The 22,540-nt window shown below is 32.0% G+C and carries 19 protein-coding genes; 6 read left to right on the plus strand and 13 right to left on the minus strand.

The window, feature by feature from the left end:
* Position 1: 1 nt before the first annotated feature.
* Positions 2–316, plus strand: coding sequence for a CHY zinc finger protein (locus CD032_RS07485; protein WP_040030226.1), 315 nt, complete (start codon positions 2–4; stop codon positions 314–316).
* Positions 317–451: 135 nt separating this feature from the next.
* Here CD032_RS07485 and CD032_RS07490 read toward each other — a convergent pair whose 3' ends face one another.
* The 8 genes from CD032_RS07490 to nrdI all read right to left on the minus strand — a co-directional run bounded on the left by CD032_RS07490 (position 452) and on the right by nrdI (position 9,026).
* Positions 452–778, minus strand: a complete 327-nt coding sequence (locus CD032_RS07490) for a PH domain-containing protein (protein WP_019469512.1) — start codon at positions 776–778, stop codon at positions 452–454.
* Positions 779–1,027: 249 nt separating this feature from the next.
* A complete protein-coding gene (locus CD032_RS07495; RefSeq protein WP_064264212.1) occupies positions 1,028–2,077 on the minus strand; it encodes a ferrated catecholamine ABC transporter substrate-binding lipoprotein SstD in 1,050 nt (349 codons plus the stop codon).
* Positions 2,078–2,183: 106 nt separating this feature from the next.
* Entirely contained in the window at positions 2,184–2,984 is an 801-nt protein-coding gene (locus CD032_RS07500; protein WP_040030228.1) for an iron ABC transporter ATP-binding protein, read from the minus strand.
* Positions 2,981–3,940 carry an iron chelate uptake ABC transporter family permease subunit gene (locus CD032_RS07505; protein WP_019469515.1) on the minus strand — a complete coding sequence of 320 codons (960 nt, stop codon included), beginning with the start codon at positions 3,938–3,940 and terminating at the stop codon, positions 2,981–2,983. Before CD032_RS07505 ends, CD032_RS07500 begins: the two co-directional genes overlap by 4 nt.
* Positions 3,930–4,898 (minus strand): ABC transporter permease, encoded by a 969-nt coding sequence (locus CD032_RS07510; protein WP_019469516.1) that lies wholly within the window; start codon positions 4,896–4,898, stop codon positions 3,930–3,932. The genes CD032_RS07505 and CD032_RS07510 overlap by 11 nt, the downstream gene beginning before the upstream one ends.
* 456 nt (positions 4,899–5,354) lie before the next feature.
* Complete coding sequence (gene nrdF / locus CD032_RS07515) at positions 5,355–6,323, minus strand: class 1b ribonucleoside-diphosphate reductase subunit beta (protein WP_019469517.1); 969 nt, start codon at positions 6,321–6,323, stop codon at positions 5,355–5,357.
* Between the two features lie 236 nt (positions 6,324–6,559).
* Positions 6,560–8,665, minus strand: a complete 2,106-nt coding sequence (nrdE, locus tag CD032_RS07520; RefSeq protein ID WP_040030229.1) for a class 1b ribonucleoside-diphosphate reductase subunit alpha — start codon at positions 8,663–8,665, stop codon at positions 6,560–6,562.
* On the minus strand, positions 8,628–9,026 hold the full coding sequence (gene nrdI / locus CD032_RS07525) for a class Ib ribonucleoside-diphosphate reductase assembly flavoprotein NrdI (RefSeq protein ID WP_019469519.1): 399 nt from the start codon (positions 9,024–9,026) through the stop codon (positions 8,628–8,630). The genes nrdE and nrdI overlap by 38 nt, the downstream gene beginning before the upstream one ends.
* A 710-nt stretch (positions 9,027–9,736) precedes the next feature.
* Between nrdI and CD032_RS07535 the strand changes: the two genes are divergently transcribed.
* From CD032_RS07535 to CD032_RS07555, 5 genes are all read left to right on the plus strand, one after another.
* Complete coding sequence (locus CD032_RS07535; RefSeq protein WP_019469520.1) at positions 9,737–10,624, plus strand: DMT family transporter; 888 nt, start codon at positions 9,737–9,739, stop codon at positions 10,622–10,624.
* 13 nt (positions 10,625–10,637) lie between these two features.
* Positions 10,638–11,138 (plus strand): preQ(1) synthase, encoded by a 501-nt coding sequence (gene queF / locus CD032_RS07540; protein ID WP_019469521.1) that lies wholly within the window; start codon positions 10,638–10,640, stop codon positions 11,136–11,138.
* Positions 11,139–11,317: 179 nt separating this feature from the next.
* On the plus strand, positions 11,318–12,832 hold the full coding sequence (locus CD032_RS07545) for a peptide MFS transporter (protein ID WP_040030230.1): 1,515 nt from the start codon (positions 11,318–11,320) through the stop codon (positions 12,830–12,832).
* Positions 12,833–13,093: 261 nt separating this feature from the next.
* Positions 13,094–14,602 (plus strand): peptide MFS transporter, encoded by a 1,509-nt coding sequence (locus CD032_RS07550; RefSeq protein WP_019469523.1) that lies wholly within the window; start codon positions 13,094–13,096, stop codon positions 14,600–14,602.
* Between the two features lie 203 nt (positions 14,603–14,805).
* A complete protein-coding gene (locus tag CD032_RS07555) occupies positions 14,806–15,759 on the plus strand; it encodes a diacylglycerol/lipid kinase family protein (protein ID WP_026034811.1) in 954 nt (317 codons plus the stop codon).
* A gap of 210 nt (positions 15,760–15,969) precedes the next feature.
* On the opposite strand, the gene CD032_RS07560 is transcribed toward CD032_RS07555, so the two are convergent.
* The 5 genes from CD032_RS07560 to recQ all read right to left on the minus strand — a co-directional run bounded on the left by CD032_RS07560 (position 15,970) and on the right by recQ (position 22,533).
* Positions 15,970–16,518 (minus strand): 5' nucleotidase, NT5C type, encoded by a 549-nt coding sequence (locus CD032_RS07560; RefSeq protein ID WP_019469525.1) that lies wholly within the window; start codon positions 16,516–16,518, stop codon positions 15,970–15,972.
* A 230-nt stretch (positions 16,519–16,748) separates the two neighbouring features.
* Positions 16,749–17,804: a histidinol-phosphate transaminase gene (hisC, locus tag CD032_RS07565; RefSeq protein ID WP_019469526.1), complete on the minus strand. Its 1,056-nt coding sequence runs from the start codon at positions 17,802–17,804 to the stop codon at positions 16,749–16,751.
* A 189-nt stretch (positions 17,805–17,993) separates the two neighbouring features.
* Entirely contained in the window at positions 17,994–19,508 is a 1,515-nt protein-coding gene (locus tag CD032_RS07570) for an ABC transporter permease/substrate-binding protein (protein ID WP_103211360.1), read from the minus strand.
* A complete protein-coding gene (locus tag CD032_RS07575; RefSeq protein WP_019469528.1) occupies positions 19,505–20,467 on the minus strand; it encodes an ABC transporter ATP-binding protein in 963 nt (320 codons plus the stop codon). Before CD032_RS07575 ends, CD032_RS07570 begins: the two co-directional genes overlap by 4 nt.
* A gap of 287 nt (positions 20,468–20,754) precedes the next feature.
* The gene (gene recQ, locus CD032_RS07580; RefSeq protein WP_019469529.1) at positions 20,755–22,533 is read right to left on the minus strand and encodes a DNA helicase RecQ; all 1,779 of its coding nucleotides are present in this window, start codon (positions 22,531–22,533) and stop codon (positions 20,755–20,757) included.
* Positions 22,534–22,540 lie beyond the last annotated feature (7 nt).

Here is a 22,540-nt window from a genome sequence, read left to right on the forward strand (position 1 = left end):
AATGCCGAAAGTATACGGTGCAACTGTAGATAATGAAACACGTTGTACACACTACCATACACCATTAGATGTAATAGCAATTAAATTCAAATGCTGTAATAGATACTACCCATGTTATAAATGTCATAATGAGGACACCTCTCATTCAATACAAAGATGGGATGCTGATGAATTTAATACAAAAGCTATTTTATGTGGTGTATGCAAACACGAAATGACAATCAATGAATATATGCTGATTGAATCGTGTCCAAACTGTGATGCACATTTTAATAATCGTTGTAAATATCATTACAGCACTTACTTTTCTATATAATTAACGCTAAACAAAAAGAGCGACGCAGAAATTTATTTTCTAATCAAATTTCTACGTCGCTCTTTTATCTATTTAAACCATTGTAAAATAAACATAAACGTGACATACACAAGTTCATTCAAACGCTATCTTTTATTATGCGTTTATTTTGTCCTTTACAAATTGTACAAACGCTTCTGCATCACCTTTTTGTATGTTTTTCATCGGCATAGGCCCAATATTAAACGTAAAATGAATGCGACCGTCTTCGTATGTAATTTTCTCTACTTCATCATAACCAATACTTCTATAATAGAATTCTCCATTCATATCTACATTCAAAATAATACGTTCATTTGTAGCAATAAATGCACCTTCAAATTCTGTAGAACCTTGTACAGAATACTCTATCGTACCTAGAACACTAGGTCCTTTCTTTTCTGTTGGAAATAAATCATTTGGGTTTACATTATCTAAAATCATTTTTATGTCACCTACTTTTACTATTTTTATTCATTATACAAGTTTTTAAATCAATTTATTACTTAAGTGCTCAACTCCATTCTAGTATTGAGCCAACCAAAAAACAATTGAGATTAGCCTAGTTAGATTTTATACCATCTTACAAGCAGGAGGAATCATCCATATCAAAAAAGCAGTGAATTCACGATTAAAGTGATTTTCACTGCTTTGAGTATGCGTTATTAAGACAATCCCCACTCATGTCTATTATTATTTTTTATCTATTGCTTTTTCGACTTCTTCAATTTGTTTAATCGCAGTTGTTGTCGAACCACTTGAGAAGTACCAAAGTTTTGGATCTAATTCATATACTTTATCATTTTTAATCGCATCAACATCTTTGATGACATCATTACTCAATGCTTTTTTAGCAGTAGATTTACCTGCTACAGCTTGTCCTCGGTCCATCGCAAAAATAATGCCAGGATTTTTTTCTGCAACATATTCATTTGTAACATTTTGGCCATGATTACTTTCTTTAATTTCTTTATCTGCTGGTGTAAAGCCCATAGTATTAAAAATCATAGAACCGAAACGTTCCCCAGGACCAAATGTTGATAATTCACCTTCATTTACTAACAAATATAACGCTTTTTGGTCTTTTAAATCTTTTGTTTTTTCTTTCATACTTGCTATTTTATCTTCTAATTTTTTATTAAGAGACTTAACTTTGTCTTCTTTTTGATAAATTTTACCTATTTTTTTAGCATTTGCTTTAAGCGACTTAACTTCATCTTTATTATCTACACCTATGTAAACAACTTTAGCATCTGGTGCAGCTTTTTTAAATTCATCTAAGTTTTTTTGGTTTGCTGTACGTCCAGATATGAATATCACTTCTGGTTTTGCTTCTGCAACCTTGTCAAAATTAACTTCTTTTAAACTACCAGTATTTAAATATTTATCACTTTTAAATTCACTTAAAAAATCTGGTAATGATTTAGCATCTTCACCTTTAGGAACTGCTTTAACTTTATCTTCAAGTCCTAATTCTTTTAATGTATCTAATGCACCATAATCAAACACAACTGCGTTCTTAGGATTAACTGGAACCTCAACTGTCTCTTTTACAGATTTAGCATCACTTCCATCACGTTTTTCTCCATTAGCTTTATAATCATTTTCTATCTTAACTGTTTTATTTGATTCATTGCTATCTGATTTTGTATCCGATGACTTTTTGTCGTCTGAGCCACCATTATTACATGCTACTAATAAAAACATTAAACCTATTACCATAAACAAAGCAAACTTCTTCATATGTTTAATCCTCCTGGAATACTAAAGTTAATCACCATTTCAATATGCCGTTTAAAATGAGCAACGTTGCAGCTGCATCACTCCCTTCAATAAAAATCATTCCATTTTAAACGGATTGTAAAATAGATAATTCATAATCTGCTGTTTCTTCATCAAAATATACACAAATGCGTTGTCCGCGAATTTCTTCAATTTTAACGTCCATATCATACAATGTTTTGAGCGTATTTTCTTGTATAACTTCATCTTTAGTACTGGCTTTAACCATTTCTCCATCTTTCAATGCAATGATGTCATCCGAATAACACGAAGCAAAATTAATATCATGAATCACAACAACAATTGTTTTATTGAGTGATTTTGCGAGTTGACGTAACGTTTTCATGATTTGAACTGAATGTTTCATATCTAAATTATTTAATGGCTCATCTAGTAAAATATACTCTGTGTCCTGTGCTATTGTCATAGCTACATATGCACGTTGTCGTTGACCACCTGATAATGTTTTTAGGTAACGATGTCTTATTTCTTTAAGATTCAATAACTCAAGTGCATACTCAACTTGCGCCCGATCTGCTTCATTTAAGCGGCCTTTTGAATACGGAAATCTTCCAAAATTTACGAGTTGCTCAACAGTAATATTTAACTCAGTATGATTAGCTTGTTTCAAAATCGATAATTTTTTAGATAATTCATTACTCTTAAATTCAGAAATAGCTTTCCCTTCAATCTCAATAGTCCCTTTATCAAAATCGATCAGTCGTGTAATTGCTGAAAGTAAAGTACTCTTACCTGCACCATTTGGACCTATCATTGAAGTTAAACGCCCTTTACTTATATCTACGTTAATGTCATTTAAAATCGTTTTATCTTGAATGGTTTTATTTAAACCTTGAACTCGTATCAATTCGCATGTCTCCTTTTAATTAATAGATAGATAAAGTATGTTCCACCTACCAAGTCAATAATGATACTCACTTGCGTCGTCGCTTCAAATAAATTTTCTACTACGCCTTGTGCAATAAATAAACTCAACCAACTTAAACAGATTGTTGCCGGTAATATATATTTATGTTCATAGGTTTTCATCAATTCATGCGCTAGATTAACTGTTAACAATCCTAAAAATGTAATCGGACCTACCAATGAAGTAGAGACAGATACTAATATCGCGACAAGTATGAGCAGTAATCTTGTAATCATTTTATAGGACAAACCTAAATTTATTGCTTGGTCTTTTCCTAATAAAAGCACATCTAAATATGGTATCGCAATCACTGTAATAATGATTAAAATAATTAATATAACGCCGCACAACATTACCAATTTACTATTGGAAGCATCAAAATTGGCAAACATTGAACTCTGAACTGCTAAAAAATCTTCAGGATTAATAATCAGTTCTAAAAATCCAGTTATACTTCTAAAGAAAGTACCTAATATGACACCTATGAGTAAAATTAAATATATCGACACATCGCCAATTCTAAAGATACCTTGAAATAATAATAATGAAAATACAATCATAACCAACAGCGAAGTAGCAAAACTTAAATATATATTAGTTACAAATGCAGACTGTACGCCAAACACAAATACTAGTAATACTTTCACAAACATATATACAGCATCAAGTCCCATAATTGATGGTGTCAATAAACGATTCGTTGTAATCGCTTGAAAGATAACTACTGAAGCTGCAATTGCTCCACCTACCAATATCATGAGCACAAGCTTTCGAAAACGACTGATAAACTGGTATCTAAAAATTTCAAAATCAATACCGATGAAAAGATATATTAACGCAGCACTTAAAGTGACAGCTATTAATATCATTAACTTTGATTTAGCACTAATTTGCATAATTGTGTCTTCCTTTCATCAATAAGATCAAGAAAATAATCGTGCCAAAGACACCAATTGTTAAACCAATATTTATTTCATATGGGTAGACAACAATCCTACCAATTATGTCAGAAAACATAACAAATACCGCCCCTAACATTGCCGTGTGAGGTAATGCTTGCTTTAAGTGGTCACCTCTGAATATTGACACAATATTCGGAACAATTAGACCTAAAAATGGTAGTGTTCCTACTGTAACAACTACAAGTGCTGTTATAGTTGCAGTTATAAATAAACCAATATTTATTATTTTTTCATAGTTGACGCCTAAGTTATTACTAAAATCTTTTCCCATCCCTGCAATCGTAAAATGATTGGCGAATATATATGTAAGTATCAATAAAGGAATGCTTAAGTATAATATTTCATATCTACCGCTCGTAATGATGGCAAAGTTTCCGTTGAGCCAGTTACCTACACTTTGTACAGTATTGGTTCTTAGAGCAAGAAAAGTTGCTAAACTAGACACAATACCACCAAGCATAATACCTAAAAGTGGAATAAAAATAACATCAGTGAATCGTATATATTGAACTAATTTAACAAATAAAAATGTGCCACCAATACTTAATATCACCGCAAATATTAATTTAATAATAATGTTTTCTTGTGGAAAAAATATCATTGATATCAAAATGCCTAACTTTGCCCATTCCATAGTCCCTGCTGTCGTTGGACTCACAAATTTATTTTGCATCATCTGCTGCATAATAAGGCCAGAAAGTGCTAAAGTGCTTCCAGATATTAATATACTTATTGTTCTAGGAATCCTACTAGACACGATGATATTTAATTGTTCGGGCGTTAAATGAAAAATATCAGTAATTGATACTTTACTAACGCCTATAAATAAAGAAAGGATAGTTAAAAAGAATAAAATAATAGCTAAGACAACACCATTGAGTAAAAATTTCATAGTGAGTAATTAATCCTTTCATAAACGTCATGTTTTATTGATTGTGATAATCATTATCAATACCTGTAAGTTAAATTTTATCATCTTTGCATGTAAATTCAATAGCTATAACAGAGATTATCAAAACAATTCTCTATTTATGTCAAAATTTTCAAAATAAAAACAAAAACTTTTAGCCAAATGCATTTTTTAAATTTATGTATTTATAGAAATTTTTGACGTTTCAGTTGACAAACTAATTCAAATACTAAATAAAGTTAAATACGTGCTTGAATTAATTGTATTGCATAAATGTGTAAAATATTAGTGCAACGCGCAAAACTTTAATAAATAAAAAACGTCAATCTCTATATAATTCCAATAGAAATTGACGTTTGTTGGTGATTAAAATTGATTTATATTTCATTCATCTGCTATTAATAACTTTTACATTATGATAGTTTAAGCAAATGTAATTTAGTCTTCAAAAATAAAATCTTCATCTTGTAATGCTTCAACATTTAGCGCTAAAGTATAACCATCGCCTTTAACAGAGAAGAAATCATGGTTTTTTGTAGATGTGTCTAATGCATTTTCGATGATCGGATTAAATTCTCTTTCTTCAAAGTACGGATCAAATCCGAGGTTTGATAGTGCTTTGTTACCATTATATCTTACATAGTTAAGCACATCTTCAGTTAAACCGATATCATCATATAAAGATTGTGTATAAGAAACTTCGTTTTTATATAGTTCATCTAATAATTTATACATTTCTTGGTCTGCTTGCTGTTTTTCACTTTCAGACAATTCATTGCGTAAACTTTGTGCGTCCATACCAGTAAATACACCATGAATTGATTCATCTAATAAAATTTTACGAATAATTTCTCCTGAAGTCGTCATTTTACCTTGTCCAGCTAAATATAATGGATAATAGAAACCAGAATAGAATAAAAATGTTTCTAGAAAAACACTTGATACACGTGCAATATATTGATCATAAATAGATGCTTCTTTTCCCCATAATTTATGATAATTATTTACAATTTTATCCGATTTGAATTTCAAATGTGGTTCTTCTAGGACCCATTTATCTAATAAATAGTTTGTTTCGCTAGATGGCAATAGTGTTGTAAAGATGTGAGAATAACTTTTAGCATGAATTTGTTCCATCATCGCCATAAAGGAATAAACCGCTTTTTTACGTAAATCTGTAGTATGTAACATAATTAATGGCATACCATCATCTGCTTGGTGTGTATCCAAACCAGTTAAACCTGCCAATGCCTTTTTAAATGCATTTTTTTCTTCATCAGATAATGTTTTCCAACTTGCAATATCTTTTGAAACTTTAAATTCAGTTTCTACCCACATTTGCGAAATATTTTGTCGCCAAAACATATTTGTCATATCTTCTTGAGTATTCCAATTGACTGCTTTCATTTAGATAATTCCCCTATCTAGTAAATATTTGTTTAATTTATAAAACACAGAAAGTGGGACAGAAATCTAAATATATTTTTAGATTTTCTATCCCTTTGCATAAGTGACTATATTTCTCTAATGTCGATACACTTTGATTTAAATGACATTCACTTAATGCCTCACCTTTTTGTATTTAAAACAGATGCGTTATTTCAAGATTCATAGATCTTTTTCATTAATTAAAAAGTTTCGTTTTATATTGCACAGCTTGTACATTCTTCAACACTTAATAATTTATTTCTAGTGTAATATAAAGATTTCAATCCTTTATGATGTGCATAAACATATAATCTAGATAATTCACGTGTTGATATCTCTGAATTTACATAAAGAATTGTAGAAATACCTTGGTCCACATGTGTTTGGATCGTAGCTATTAAATCAATTAATTTCATTTGATCAGTATTAAATGCAGATTTATAGTACCACATTGTTTCTGGTGATAAGAAAGGCATTGGATAAAACGTTTCTGCATTACCATAAGTACGACGTTCAATTTGATCAACTATCGGCATAACTGAACTTGTCGCATTTTGTACATAAGAAATACTTTGTGTTGGTGCAATCGCTAAACGATATGCATGGAATAAACCGTGAGTTTCAACTTCTTTTTGTAATGCTTTCCAATCTTCAGGTGTAGGAATTTCTAAGCCTTCAAATAATTTACGTACTTTTTCATATTTTGGTGCAAATGTTTGCGAAGTGTAAAACTCAAAATATTTACCATTCGCATAATCTGTCTTATCAAAGTCTTTAAATGTTTCTTGTCTATCTTTTGCAATTTCCATGGATCTTTCAATTGAATAGTAGTTCATCATCATGAAGAATATGTTAGCAAAATCTTTTGCTTCTTCAGATTCATAACCAATTTTATTTTTAGCAAGATAACCATGTAAATTCATAACGCCTAATCCAACTGAATGTAACTCGCTATTAGCTTTTCTAACACCTGGCGCATTTTGAATATTTGCTTCATCACTAACCACTGTCAATGCATCCATACCTGTATGCACTGAATCTTTGAATTTACCTGATTCCATAACATTAACAATATTTAAAGATCCTAAGTTACAAGATATATCACGCTTGATGTCATCTTCTGTACCGTAGTCATTAATAATAGATGTTTCTTGTAATTGGAAGATTTCTGTACATAAATTACTCATTTTAATTTGACCAATATTAGAGTTAGGATGTACTTTATTCGCATTATCTTTAAACATTAGATAAGGATAACCAGATTGTAGCTGTGTTTGTGCAATCATATTTAGCATTTCACGAGCGTCTTTTTTCTTTTTATCAACATTTGGATTGGCTACTAAACTTTCATAGTATTCATCTAAATTAATATCATCTAACGTTACACCATATTCATTATAAACTGTATGCGGTGCAAACATATAAAAGTCTTTACCTTCTTTTGCCAACTCAAAGAATTTTGAAGGTACAATTAAACCAGTAGAAATAGTAGATAATCGCAAATCTTCATCTGCGTTAACTTTTTTAGTATCTAAAAATTCTTCTACATCATAATGGAAAATATTTAAGTACACCGCACCAGCACCAGGACGCTGTCCTAATTGGTCTGCATAGCTAAAGCCACCTTCAAGAGATTTAGCAACAGGTAATACGCCTTTTGCTACACCTTTAATGCCTTTAATCGCTTCTCCTCTTGCACGCAATTTAGATAGGTTGATAGCAACACCGCCGCCAATTTTACTTAATTGTTTTGCAGTAGAATCTATAAAATTGATTGAATTTAAACTGTCGTCAACTTCTAATAAGAAACATGACACGAGCTCACCACGACGCGCACGTCCCGCATTTAAAAATGTTGGCGTTGCTGGTTGGTAACGTTGTTCAATCATAGCTGAAATAAGTTGTCTAGCTGTCGGTTTATGACCATTTGCTAAATAAAGTGCAACAATCACAACATGTTGCTTATAATCTTCTAAGAATTGTGTTTTATCATTTGTCTTTAGCGCATAATCTTTAAAGAATTTACTGGCCGACATATAACTTGCAAAACGAAAGTCTATACTTTTAGCATAATCTGTAATTTCTTGTAAATCTGCTTCTGAATATTTTTCAAAAACATCAAAATAAAAATCGTTATCTACAAGATAGCGTAAACGTTCAATTTCAGTATCAAAATAGATTGTCTTATCTTGAATCTCTTCTAAATAAACTGCCAGTGCTTCTTGATCCTTTTCCAAATTAAAGAAACCATTATCTTTTCGTTTTGTAACCTCATTATTTAATTCAATATGATTGTATTTCTTCTCGTCCATAATCTTCATTGAAATTTCCCACCTTATCTTTAAATTCATTTATATCGTCTGCAGTGCCCTGTACTTCAAACTTCAATAATAGTGGAACTTGATATCGTTCCGAAATTGATCGTCCAGCTTTTGCGAAATTTTGTCCCCAGTTACGATTTCCGCTTGCTGCAACAGCTTTTAACAAATCATCATTCACATCTAAAAACATTTGAACTGGTTGGGGTACCTCACCAAATCCTATTGTTCCAGTGACCAAAACGAATGGTTCCTCTATTCTCTCTGAACAATTATTTTGCGTGATTTCCATAACATTTGTCAGTTCGGTTTTTTTTATAAATCTGCGCACATTGCCGGAAAACGAAAAATATACCACTTTCATTGGATCACCTTCTTTCTAATAGATATACGTAAGTTGGAAAATCAAAAAATGTAAGGCTTTCGAGGTGTTATTATTTGAATGTGTTTTAAATGATTGAAGTAACCACTATATATAGTAACTAGTAAATCTATAAGTAGGTATGTAAAAACTCAACATTTAAGTATTAATGCCTTATTTGTCATTATTCAAAGCCTAAAACTGTGTGATTTTACTTAAAATTTGATTTATTATAAATAAATTGACCACATACTAAAACACAATATATTGTGTTTAGTCCTGGCCAGAAATACTATATTATGTGTTTCATTATACATAACTCATCGCCTTATTAAAAGTCTTTAATTTATGACAAAACGATGAAAACAGTATGAAAATGGCACCAATTCAACTTTAAAATCAATTTAAAAAATTAAAAAAATATTTTTGTCTTTTTTAGAGTCTCAATGCTTGCTTTTTTTAATTTTTTCTTAAGCCTTGATATACCTGCATTACTTCATCTATCCTCATATATATTGCGCTTCATCTATTATATTTTTAAACTAATTACTATGCTAAATTACTTTTAAGTTTCTCGATTATATACTCTCCAACAGAACGTTTGTTCGTATATCGTTTTAATATATTTCTACTTTGATTTCAAGCATATATACATTTTCTAATTAACTATGCTAATATAGATACGTTAAAATTTTAAAATTGAGGCGATGTATGTGAATCCAAAAGTAAAAGGTATTATTGCTATTCTAATTTCTGCAGTTGGCTTTAGCTTTATGTCTGTTTTTTTTAGATTAGCTGGAGATCTCCCTGTCTTTCAAAAATCATTGGCAAGAAACCTCGTGGCGATGTTTATACCTTTGTATTTTATATTTAAATATAAGCAACCACTTTTTGGTAAATTAAGTAGTCAGCCTTTATTAATATCTCGTTCTGCGCTTGGCTTGATTGGCGTTTTATTAAATATATATGCCATCGACCATATGATACTCAGTGATGCAGACACATTAATGAAATTAAATCCATTTTGGACGATACTACTTAGTTTAATTTTCCTAAATGAAAAAGTACGCAACTACCAAGTTTTTGCTATGATTATAGCCATTTTGGGTATGCTATTCGTTGTAAAACCTGAGTTTTCATCATCAATGATACCAGCGATTGGTGGATTGTTATCAGGTATCTTCGCAGCAAGTGCCTACACTTGTGTTAGAGCATTAAGTAGCAGAGAAGCACCTTATACGATTGTTTTTTATTTTTCTTTCTTTTCTATAATAGTTCTCATTCCATTTACGATTTTTACATTCGAACCAATGTCTGTCATGCAAGTTGTTTATTTAATTGGTGCTGGCTTAGCTGCAGCTGCTGGTCAAATAGGTATTACTTTAGCATATAGTTTTGCACCAGCAAAAGATATTTCAATATTTACGTACGCATCTATTATTTTCACTGCGTTATTTGGTTTTATTTTATTTGGCGAATCACCAGATTTCTATGCAATTTTAGGTTACATCATTATCATTGGTGCAAGTTACTATATGTTTGAAAAAGCAAGACGCCAACCGCTAACAATTCAGAAAAAAGAACAAAAATCTAAATATTAAAGGAGCAATTACGATGTCTGAAGGACGTAAACAAGAAGATTTAAATGACATTACTTTACTAGGAAACCAAAACAATAAATATGATTTTGATTATCGACCAGATGTATTGGAATCATTTGATAATAAACATCCAGGCCGTGATTATTTTGTTAAATTTAATTGCCCTGAGTTCACATCTTTATGCCCTATTACAGGTCAACCTGATTTTGCTACAATTTATATTTCTTATATCCCAAATATTAAAATGGTAGAATCTAAATCATTAAAATTATATTTATTTAGCTTTAGAAATCATGGTGATTTTCATGAGGATTGTATGAATATTATTATGAATGATCTCATCGACTTAATGGATCCCCATTATATAGAAGTTTGGGGCAAATTCACACCTCGTGGTGGTATATCTATAGACCCTTATACAAATTATGGCCGTCCTGACAGTAAATATGAAAAAATGGCAGAACATCGTTTAATGAATCATGACCTCTATCCAGAAAAAATAGATAATCGTTAATTTATTCCTACTATGAATAATCCACTCGAACTAAAAATAATTCGTGTGGATTATTTTTTTATTTATTTCATTTAGATATTAAAACGCTTACTTATATAATTTTGTACTATTGATATATACACTTGTTATTTAAGTGAAAACATTATAAAATAAATCCAACCATTTAGGGGAGGGAAATTATGAAACAGATAAGTTACACGCACGAGGAAATTATGAAAAGTACTCCGAGAAAGGGGTTTTTCGGACATCCAAAAGGACTAGGTACACTGTTTTTCACTGAATTTTGGGAGAGATTCAGTTATTATGGTATGAAAGCGATACTAATATATTATCTTTATTATAGTGTGGCTGAGGGTGGTTTCGGTTTAAGTCAAGCCGTGGCAATGCAAATTGTCGCAATTTACGGAACTTTAATTTATATGTCAGGTGTTATTGGGGCATGGATTGCAGATCGGATAACCGGGACACAAAGCGCTGTCTTCTACGGTGGATTCTTGATCATGATCGGGCATATTTTATTGTCCTTACCTAATAATTTAACATTAGTAATGGTTGCGCTCGCAGTCATCATTGCAGGTACTGGTCTATTAAAGCCAAATATTTCATCAACTGTTGGTGAACTGTATGATCGTAATGATGTAAGACGAGACGCTGCATTCACATTATTCTATATGGGTATTAATTTCGGTAGTTTATTTGCGCCATTACTTACAGGTTATTTACAAACTAGAGTGAGTTTCCATGCAGGTTTCTTAGTAGCTGCTATCGGTATGTTCTGTGGCTTAGTAGTATATGCACTAAAACGTAAAGTGAATTTAGGTTTGGCTGGTCGTAACGTGCCGAATCCTTTAACTAAACCAGAAATCAAAAAGTTCGTATTATTTAGTTTAGGTATTGTTGTATTATTTTTAGCATATTTATTAATTCTACATTTAAATAATGCCTTAAGCTTAGAAAACTTTAGCTTTTTAATTACCATTTTAGGTATCGTATTACCAATCTACTTGTTTATTAATATGATTTTACATAAAGACGTTACGAAAGATGAGCGTTCACGTGTATATAGTTACATACCATTGTATATTACATCTGTTGCTTTTTGGATGATACAAGAACAAGGGTCAACGATTCTCGCAACATTTGCAGATAAAAAGACACAACTCGAAATGTCTGTATTAACGAATGGGTTAATTGATTTTTCAATTCCTGCCTCATGGGCACAATCTTTAAATCCATTGTTTATTATTCTCTTAGCGCCAGTCTTTGCAACGCTATGGGTTAAATTAGGTAAAAAGAATCCGCCTACAGTACATAAATTTGCCTATGGCGCAATTATCGCTGGGTTATCCTATCTAGTCATGATTATTCCATTAGCTACAGGCAATGACTTAATAAACCCATTATGGCTTGTACTCAGTTTCTTATTAATTACTATCGGTGAACTTTGTATATCTCCAGTCGGTTTATCAACTACTACAAAGCTAGCACCAGTCACATTCACGGCGCGTATGATGAGCTTGTGGATGTTAAGTAACGCAACAGCACAGGGCCTCAATGCTCAACTTGTGGTTGTATACACAAAAATGGATCAAAGTGATTACTTTATGTATTCAGGATTAGTTGCAGTTGTTATCGGCGTTATATTATTGATTATTTCACCAAAAGTAAAACGTGCAATGAAAGGTATATATTAATCACTTAAACGATAATATTTTTTAATAAGCAATATAGAGATCTGATTTCAAAGATTTCTATATTGTTTATTTTTTGTAAAAATACACTGTCGTCAATTTAAATATCCTTAAATAAAAATTTATGCTTATATACAGTGATAATAAATCAGAATATTTTGAATATTGTTGTTTTGAGAATATTATTGAAATTTAATTTAATTAAGCGTAAAATCATTTTTATACATTCTTATAGGGAGTATGAAAGGACGGGGAATGTTTTTTATGCAAAATCAAGATAAAGCCCATGAACAAGCGGTTCAATCTATTCCACAAAAAGGATTTTTTGGACATCCTAAAGGGCTAGGCGTATTATTCTTTGTTGAATTTTGGGAGAGGTTCAGCTACTACGGTATGCGTGCCTTGCTGATTTTCTACATGTATTTCGCTATTAAAGATGGCGGACTCGGCATGGATAAAGGCACTGCACAGTCTATTATGGCAGTATACGGTGCACTGATATACATGACATCCGTGCTGGGTGGATGGATTTCCGATAGAATTACGGGGACACGCGCAGCAACATTTTACGGTGGCGTGTTGATCATTATTGGACATATCTTCTTAAGTTTACCTTTAGATATTATAGGACTATTTATTTCTATGTTCTTTATTATTGTAGGTTCTGGTTTAATGAAACCAAGTATTTCAAATATTGTCGGTAGATTATACCCTGATAGAGATACACGTATAGATGCTGGTTTTGTTATATTCTATATGTCTGTTAACTTAGGTGGATTAATTTCACCAATTATTTTAGATCGCTTTGTACATACAGGGAATTTCCACGGTGGTTTCTTAATCGCTGCGATTGGTATGGCACTTGGACTCGTATGGTATATATTTTTCAATAAAAGAAATTTAGGGCAAATTGGTTCAAAACCAACAAACCCATTAAATAAAAGCGAGAAAAAGAAATATAGCATTTTATTTGCTGCAATCATCTTAATTATTGCAGTAGTATTATTAATTACCGGCTTAACAGGTACATTATCATTTAACTTAGTTAGTACAACGGTACTCATACTAGGGGTGGCATTACCAATCATATATTTCACAATTATGATTCGAAGTAAAGAAATCACAGATGATGAACGCTCAAGAGTAATAGCATTTATACCACTATTTATACTCGGTGTAATATTCTGGTCTATTCAAGAACAGGGTGCCAACGTACTTAACCTCTTTGCGTTTGAAAGCAGTGATATGAAATTAAATATATTTGGATGGAAAGCTGATTTCGGTCCTACGCTCTTCCAGTCGATTAATCCATTATTTATTGTATTACTAGCACCAGTGGTTTCATTGATTTGGGCAAAAATGGCTCGACGCCAACCAAGTATAGCCACAAAATTTGTTCTAGGCGCAATATTAGCAGGTGCTTCTTACATAATGATTGGTTTTATCGGTCATTCAGCTGGCGGTACCGATATTAGTGTCAACTGGGTTATTTTATCTTATATCATTTGTGTAATCGGTGAACTTTGTTTATCACCTACAGGTAACAGTGCAGCAGTTAAACTTGCTCCAAAAGCTTTCAACACACAGATGATGAGTTTATGGCTGTTAACTAATGCCTGTGCACAGGCTATAAATGGTACATTAGTAAAACTAATCGAACCTCTTGGACACAAAAACTACTTCCTATTTTTAGGTAGTATTGCAGTTGTAGTTAGTTTAATTGTTTTAGCATTTGTACCAAAAATCATCAAAGGTATGCGTGGCATTAAGTAGCGCATGGAAAAGGCCCTCTTCTCAATTTATTGAGTTAGTGGGCTTTTTCCATGCCCTAAAGCTCAGATAAACATCGACCTAATTATCCTTGTATAATAGTGCGAAGAAATCATTTGAAATGAAATAGATGTTTCGCCCGCCAAAATATATTTATAACTATAGAAATATGGGTAAAGTGAATAAGCAACAAAATTTAAAAGAATATGGTGAAAAAATTGGAAAATACTAAATTCAAACACGGTGTCTTATTTTATCATGAATATAGTGGTATTAAAGATATATATCGAGGACTGGGAGATGTAGCAGCTTCTTTAACTACGTTTTGTAAACATCTGTCAATCCAACTAAGTGAAGATGAAGGTGATATCATAAGATTTTGCCAGAAGATTAAAGACCAAAGTTACAGTGACGATGTAGATATCATTTTTCTCCTTGGTGGAGATGGTACTGTCAACGAATTAATCAATGGTATGATGCAACATGAATTGAATATCCCTATTGGTATTATTCCAGGTGGTACGTTTAATGATTTCGTTAAAACATTAAACCTAAGTCCACGTCATAAAATAGCCAGTCAACAACTTATTCAATCAGAGTTACAATCTTATGATGTTATGAAAATAAATGATCAGTATGCACTAAACTTTGCTGGATTGGGTCTCATTGTTCAAAATGCAGAAAATGTTCAAAATGGCAATAAAGACATTTTTGGGAAATTGAGCTACGTAGGGTCTACTGTTAAAACTTTACTTAATCCAGAGCACTTTGATTATCAATTAACCGTTGATGGTAAAGTCATTGATGGTAATACTGCCATGCTTGTTGTTGCTAATGGGTCATTTATAGGAGGCAGTCGCATACCATTAACAGACCTTTCGCCTAGTGATGGTTATCTGAATTTATTTATCTTCAAAGAACACAGTTCAAGTGTACTGAGTGATATATTTAAGCAAAGAGACAGCATGAACTGGAACCACATGACAGAAGGTATTCAGCATTTATTAGCCAAAGATATCAAAATAGAGACTAAACCTGAAATGAAAGTAGATATCGATGGCGAAATTGCATTAAAAACACCCATCCATATCGAAGTTATACCAAAAGCAATTCAAATTTTAACGTTACCTGAAGACACACCTGATAATGAATATGAATAAATACACTATATATAATGATTAATAAAAAAGGACGAATCCACATACATATGGATTCGTCCTTTGAATTTAGTGTTAAATCATATTTACTTACTTGAAATATAGATAGCCCATAATCTCTCACTCATGACATATTCAGATGTCCGCACATTTTAAGTAAAGCATCATTAAATTTCATATTTAAACACCAAAAACACATTCATGTCATTTATATTATATATCGTAATCACGATCCCCTAAGAAATATTTTTCAACATCATACCAATCATTCACGCGTGTAAAACGATCATCGTTAACATTATGTGATGCTGTATACATAATTGGTTTACCAGTAAATATAGCTAACTGACGAGGGTTGTCATCTATGAGATAATCCGCGTTCACGATATCTTTACGACCACAAAAAACAAAGTGCTGTGAATCTAAAAACGGAAAATACTCTCTTAACCATGCATATTTATCATGAAACGATGTAGGAACGTCCATTGCGGCAGTCGCAATATAGACATCATAATACTCAGTTAGTTTTTTCACCACTTCTTGTGAATGTGCCATCACTTTTAATTTTTTGAAAAAACCTGGTTCGCGTAAAATTTCATGCAATAACCCATCATGTTCAGGCATAGCATGACGTAATTTTTTACCATCCAACATATCATATGTTATTCCTAAATCCGTACGTTTATTCACATCTTCAATCAATGCACCTACTGTATCAGCAAGTACTTCATCCATATCAATAGCAATTGATTTTCTAGTCATCTCGTACTCTACTCCCTTTTAAGTTCTCGTTCATTAGCAAAGATCACGCATGATTACATTAGTCATCTTAGAACATGATCTTGTTTATCACTATTAGTATAGCAAAAAACGTTCAATGAAACCAAAATTGTATATGAGCATATCATAATATACTATATAAATTAATTATTTTCATTATATAGTTTAAGCTTTATACATTTTAATTTATTGAACGTTATAAATACTACTTTTTATAAATCAAAGTTATTTAATACTTCGATCATTTTATCATTTTGCTCAGGGAAACCAATCGTAATTCTGACACCATTCGGAAATTCTCTTGTAATGCACCCTTGTTTTAACAATGCCTCATATAATTCGTGAGGTCGCGACGTATTCACAAAAATGAAGTTCGTTTGGCTTGGATTTAATTTATGACTACTAACTGAATCAAAGAATTTTGCTCTTTCTTGTGCATTTTTTTCACGAATAGAATCTAAATAATCTTGATCTTCTAACGCAGCAAGTGCAGCGTGTTCTGATAATCGACCTACATTAAATGGTGGTCGTATAATATTCCATTTTTCAATCGCTTCTTGAGCAGCAATCACATAGCCAATACGCATGCCGGCTAATCCATATGCTTTAGAAAATGTTCTCAGTAAGAAAGCATTTGGAAATTGCTCTTGTAAAGCTAATGAATTCGGAAAGTCTTCAGCTGTTGCGAATTCAACATAGGCTTCATCTATAATTACCGGTATATCTTGAGGCACACGTGATAAGAATCGTTGCAACTCTTCATGTGTAAAGTATGTGCCGGTAGGATTATTAGGGTTACACAACCATACAAGTTTAGTGTAGTCATCCACTTCAGAAAGTATGCCTTCTAAATCAAATCCACCATCTTTTAGTGGGACTTGTACAACATCTGCCGCTTCAACTATGGCATTATGATAATACTGACCAAAAGTCATTTCACTTGTAACAATTTTATCTCCTTGGGTTAAAACAGCACGTGAAATCATTAATATCACTTCATCTAATCCTGCACCAAATAAAATACGTGCTGGGTCAACATTCAAGTGTTCACTTATCGCTTCTTTAATTAACGGAGAACCCGTTTCAGGATAAAATTGCAATTCATCTAAATGATGTTTGATTGCGTCTTTCACTTTAGGTGATGGTCCATATAAATTTTCATTAGAAGCTAATTTATAAAGTTCACCCTCAATCCCGTATTGTTCTTTTAGTGCTCTTGGTGATAGACCTGGTTGATATGCTGATAATTGTTCGATTTGTTTTTTCATTGTTGATTCGGGCCTCCTTAAATTTACAGAAATTTCAAAACTTAGTAACCATTATATACCTTATTTCCATTGAAAATCAATGTAACTTAATTTTTAAAGCTAGAATTTAATCAAATATAAATACGAGTTCAACTTAATGCATTTTTGTCCGTAATAAAATGCATTGTTAAACTCGTATTGTCTTATGAATTAATCAATTAAATGATGTTTCTCTAGATAGTTTTTAGCTACTTCATATGGATCTTCTTTTTTTACTGTAACTTCATAATTCATTTGTTGCATATCTTCATCAGAAATCTTACCTGCTAATTTATTAAGCGGTGCTTTAATTTCAGGATGCTCTTTTAAGTACGATGTTTTAAACATAGGCGCACCTTGATATGGAGGGAATACTTTTTTATCATCTTCTAATACAACCATATCGTATTGTTTTAATTCAGCATCTGTTGAATATGCGTCGATTAAATTAATATCTCCGCTTTCAACTGCTTGATATCTTAATTTCGGCTCCATCGTCTTCACGTCACCGAAATCTAAATCATATGCTTTTTTAACAGCTGGGTAACCATCCTCACGATCATTAAACTCTAATGTGAAACCTGGTTTAATTTGATCGCTCACTTTGTTTAAGTCACCTATCGTTTTAAGATTATGCTTTTTCGCAAAATCTTTTTTCACCGCTAATGAATAAGTATTATTATATTGCATTGGTTTTAACATAGTCATATCGTATTTATCTTCTAAACTTGATTTTGCTTGTTGATATACTTTATTTTCTTGTTTAGACTTCAAGTCTTCTTTTGTTAACTCTCCAAGTACAGTACCCGTAAACTCAAGGTAGCCATCTATATCGTCAGACTTCAAGGCATTAAATAGGAATGAGGTTTTCCCCATGCCATCTTTCACTTCTACTGTATCATCTGTTTCTTCTTCAATTAAAATTTTATACATATTTGTAATTACAGATGGTTCTGACCCAAGTTTACCTGCTAATGTAATTTTATCCCCTTTTTGAGCAAACATTGGTCCAATAATCACTAATAACAGTATTATAATAATTGCACAAAGGGAAATAAGCAATTTTTTATAGGACAGTTTTTGCATATAACGTAAAACTAAATCAAATAGAATTGCTAATAAAGCCGCAGGAATCGCACCAATAATGATCAATGATGTGTCATTTCGATCTATACCTAAAAGAATCAAATCACCAAGACCTCCTGCACCAATTAAAGCTGCTAATGTAGCAGTACCGATAATCAATACCATAGCGGTTCTAATACCTGCCATAATTACTGGCATGGCTATTGGCAATTCCACTTTCGTTAATCTTCGTCCTGGCTTCATACCGATACCCTTGGCTGCTTCAATTAACGAGCTATCTACCTCATTGATACCTGTGTATGTATTTCTTAATATCGGCAACAATGCATAAACTACTAATGCGATCACTGCTGGTACCTTACCAATACCAAACAGCGGTATCATCAAACCAAGCAAAGCTAATGATGGTATTGTCTGTAACACGGCAGCGATATTCATCACAATCTCAGAAACCTTGCGTGTCTTTGTGAGTAAAATGCCCAGGGGTACCCCAATTACTGCAGCAATGAGCAATGCAATAAACGATATTTGGATATGTTCAAATATCGTAGTTAACAATTGTCCTTTCCGATCTGAAAGTGTATTTATTAATTCATTCATTTTTGACTACCCCCTGTATGCTCCGATAGATATTTAAACATATCTTCGCGTTTAAGCACATGCTGTGTAGCAGTTGAATCATCATTAATAATGATTGCATCGTGGTTAGCCAAATCACTATAAATGCTTTTAATAGACGCGTTACTATTAACAATAGGATAGCCTTTGGTAGCTTCCTGTTCATTAATTGTTAATTCACCAATAAGTTCTGATAGTTTTATATCTTTTTCTATTTTCAGTGATTTATCCCCAACAAATTGTCTTACAAAATCACTTTTAGGATGATTAACCATATTGTCAGGTGTATCTATTTGCTCTACTTGTCCTTTGTTTAATAAACAAATTCTATCAGCTAGCTTCATCGCTTCTTGTATATCATGTGTGACAAAAACGATTGTTTTTTTAATTTTTTGCTGTAATGCTATTAAATCATCTTGCAGCTTTTCTCTGCTAATTGGATCTAATGCACTGAAAGGTTCGTCCATCAGAATAACTGGTGGGTCTGCAGCTAATGCACGTACTACACCAACACGTTGTTGCTGTCCACCTGATAATTCATCTGGTTTTCTATCTTTAAATAGTTCTGGCTCTAAGCCAACCATCTTTAATAACTCGTCTATACGTTTATCAATATCTGCTTCTTTCCATTTTTTCATTTGTGGTACTTGTGCAATATTCTCTTTTATCGTTAAATGCGGAAATAATGCAATTTGTTGTAAAACATAACCAATATCCCAGCGCATTTCATAAACTGGATAGTCACTAATTGGTTTCCCTTTAAAATAAATAAATCCCTCTGTTAATGAAATTAAACGATTAATCATTTTTAATGTTGTTGTTTTACCACAACCTGAAGGTCCGATTAAAACAAAAAATTCACCTTCTTTTATATTAAAGCTAAGATTATCTACAGCTTTCTTATCCCCATAACGTTTCATAACATTTTTAAATTCTATCAATTTGTCACCCTCACTCTTCTCATTGCCTTTACTATCAGTTAAAAAAATTCACATAGTTAACACATAACCGATTTACTAACACTTTAACCCTTTTAATCATAGTTAGATAAAACAAAAACGAAGTTAATTCAAACTAGTCAATAATACTATTACATTTGTGCCTGTATAGTATATTAATAGTTGTCAAATTAACTTCGTATTTTTTGCAATCATTTCAATGTAAAATACTAATACCATTAAAATTAAGTATATGGGATTATATATTCTAAAAACAATTATTTGCTCAACTAAATTTGAGCTTTATAAGATTGTATTGTTTCTAAAAATATTGGACAGTAGTGTTTTAATTTATAACTTCCAACACCATCAATTAATATCATATCTTGTTTTGATTCTGGTTTTCTCTTAGCAAATTCTTCCAAAGTAAAATCTGAGAAAATGCTTACTGGTGGAATAGTTAATTTTTCACTTAATTGTTTACGTACAGCAACTAATTCATCGAATAAAGCACGGTCTACACCTTCTACAGTGTTGATGTTAACCTTTTCTTTTGATTTGCGTTTAAATGGTGTTGTATATATCGAAATTTGGTTATTAAGCAGTTCCTTTACAGAAACATCACAGGTTAATATTTCATCGTGTTCATTCAAAAATCCTTTAAATCGCAATTCATCAATAAGATGACTGAGTTCAGAAGTCGTATAGTTTTTCATAATACTATGCGTTGTCAATTGATTATAATCACAATAACGAATGTAATCAGAGTCTTCGCCCCTTAAAACTTGAATAATGACACTATAGCTTTCTTGCTGTTTCATACGTGCAATACAACTCACTATCATTTTAGCTTCGTTCGTCATGTCATATGTTTTATTTTCTCTAACACAATTACTACATTGTTCACATTCTTCTAGTTTTTCATTAGGTTCAAAATAATGTACAAGTGTTGCTTCTAGACACTTTTTAGTTTTTGTATATAGCAGCATTTTATTCAATTTTTCACCCATTTTTTCTTTGTAATCATCGTCTGCTTTTGAAGATGAAATGAAATATTGGTGTAACCCAATATCTCTATCACTGAATAAAAGTATGCAATCACTCTTCAATCCATCACGACCAGCACGCCCCGCTTCTTGATAATAAGACTCTAAATCACCAGGCATATTATAATGAATCACAAATCGCACATTGGATTTATCAATCCCCATACCAAATGCGTTCGTTGCTACAACGACACGCACGCGATCATATACAAAATCATTTTGCGCTGCTTCACGCTCTTTATTGGATAAACCAGCGTGATATATTGTGCTACTAATTTTATTATTTTCAAGTGCTTCATGTAGTTCTTCTACTTGTTTACGTGTCGAGCAATAAATAATGCCTGCTTCTTTTTGATGTTCTTTAACATATTCTAGTACGAACTTTTGACGTTGATACGTTGGATTAACTTGAAATATTAAATTACGTCGTTTCGTACTTGTTTTAATTTCGTCATGCTTGTCGATATTTAAGCGATCCATAATATCTTTTTGCACTTCAATTGTAGCCGTTGCTGTTAATGCTACAATTGAAAAATCTTGTGGCAAGGCAAAAACCTTATGAATAACTTCTTGATAACTTGGTCTAAAATCATGTCCCCATTTTGAAATACAATGGGCTTCATCAAAGGCAACTAAATGTATATCTAACTGCTGTAATAAACGCATAAAGTTAGCATTATCAAAACGTTCCGGTGCAACATATAAAAATTGGATTTCTCCACTTTTTAGTTGTGCTTGAATGTCTTTTTGTTGCTTTTGAGTCAAACTACTATTTAAATATGCTGCGCGAATCCCCATGGCCTTTAATTGATCAACTTGATCTTTCATAAGTGAAATTAATGGGCTGATTACGATTGTCGTACCACCCAACATTAACCCTGGCACTTGGTAACAAATTGATTTTCCCCCACCAGTTGGTAAAACGCCAAGCACATTACGATGATCCATTACTTTAGTTATAATTTCTTTTTGACCTGGACGGAATGTGTCATAGCCAAAATAATGTGATAATGTTGCTTCCATGTTATAT

It is taken from the genome of Staphylococcus cohnii subsp. cohnii, from assembly GCF_002902365.1.
GTDB lineage: Bacteria > Bacillota > Bacilli > Staphylococcales > Staphylococcaceae > Staphylococcus > Staphylococcus cohnii.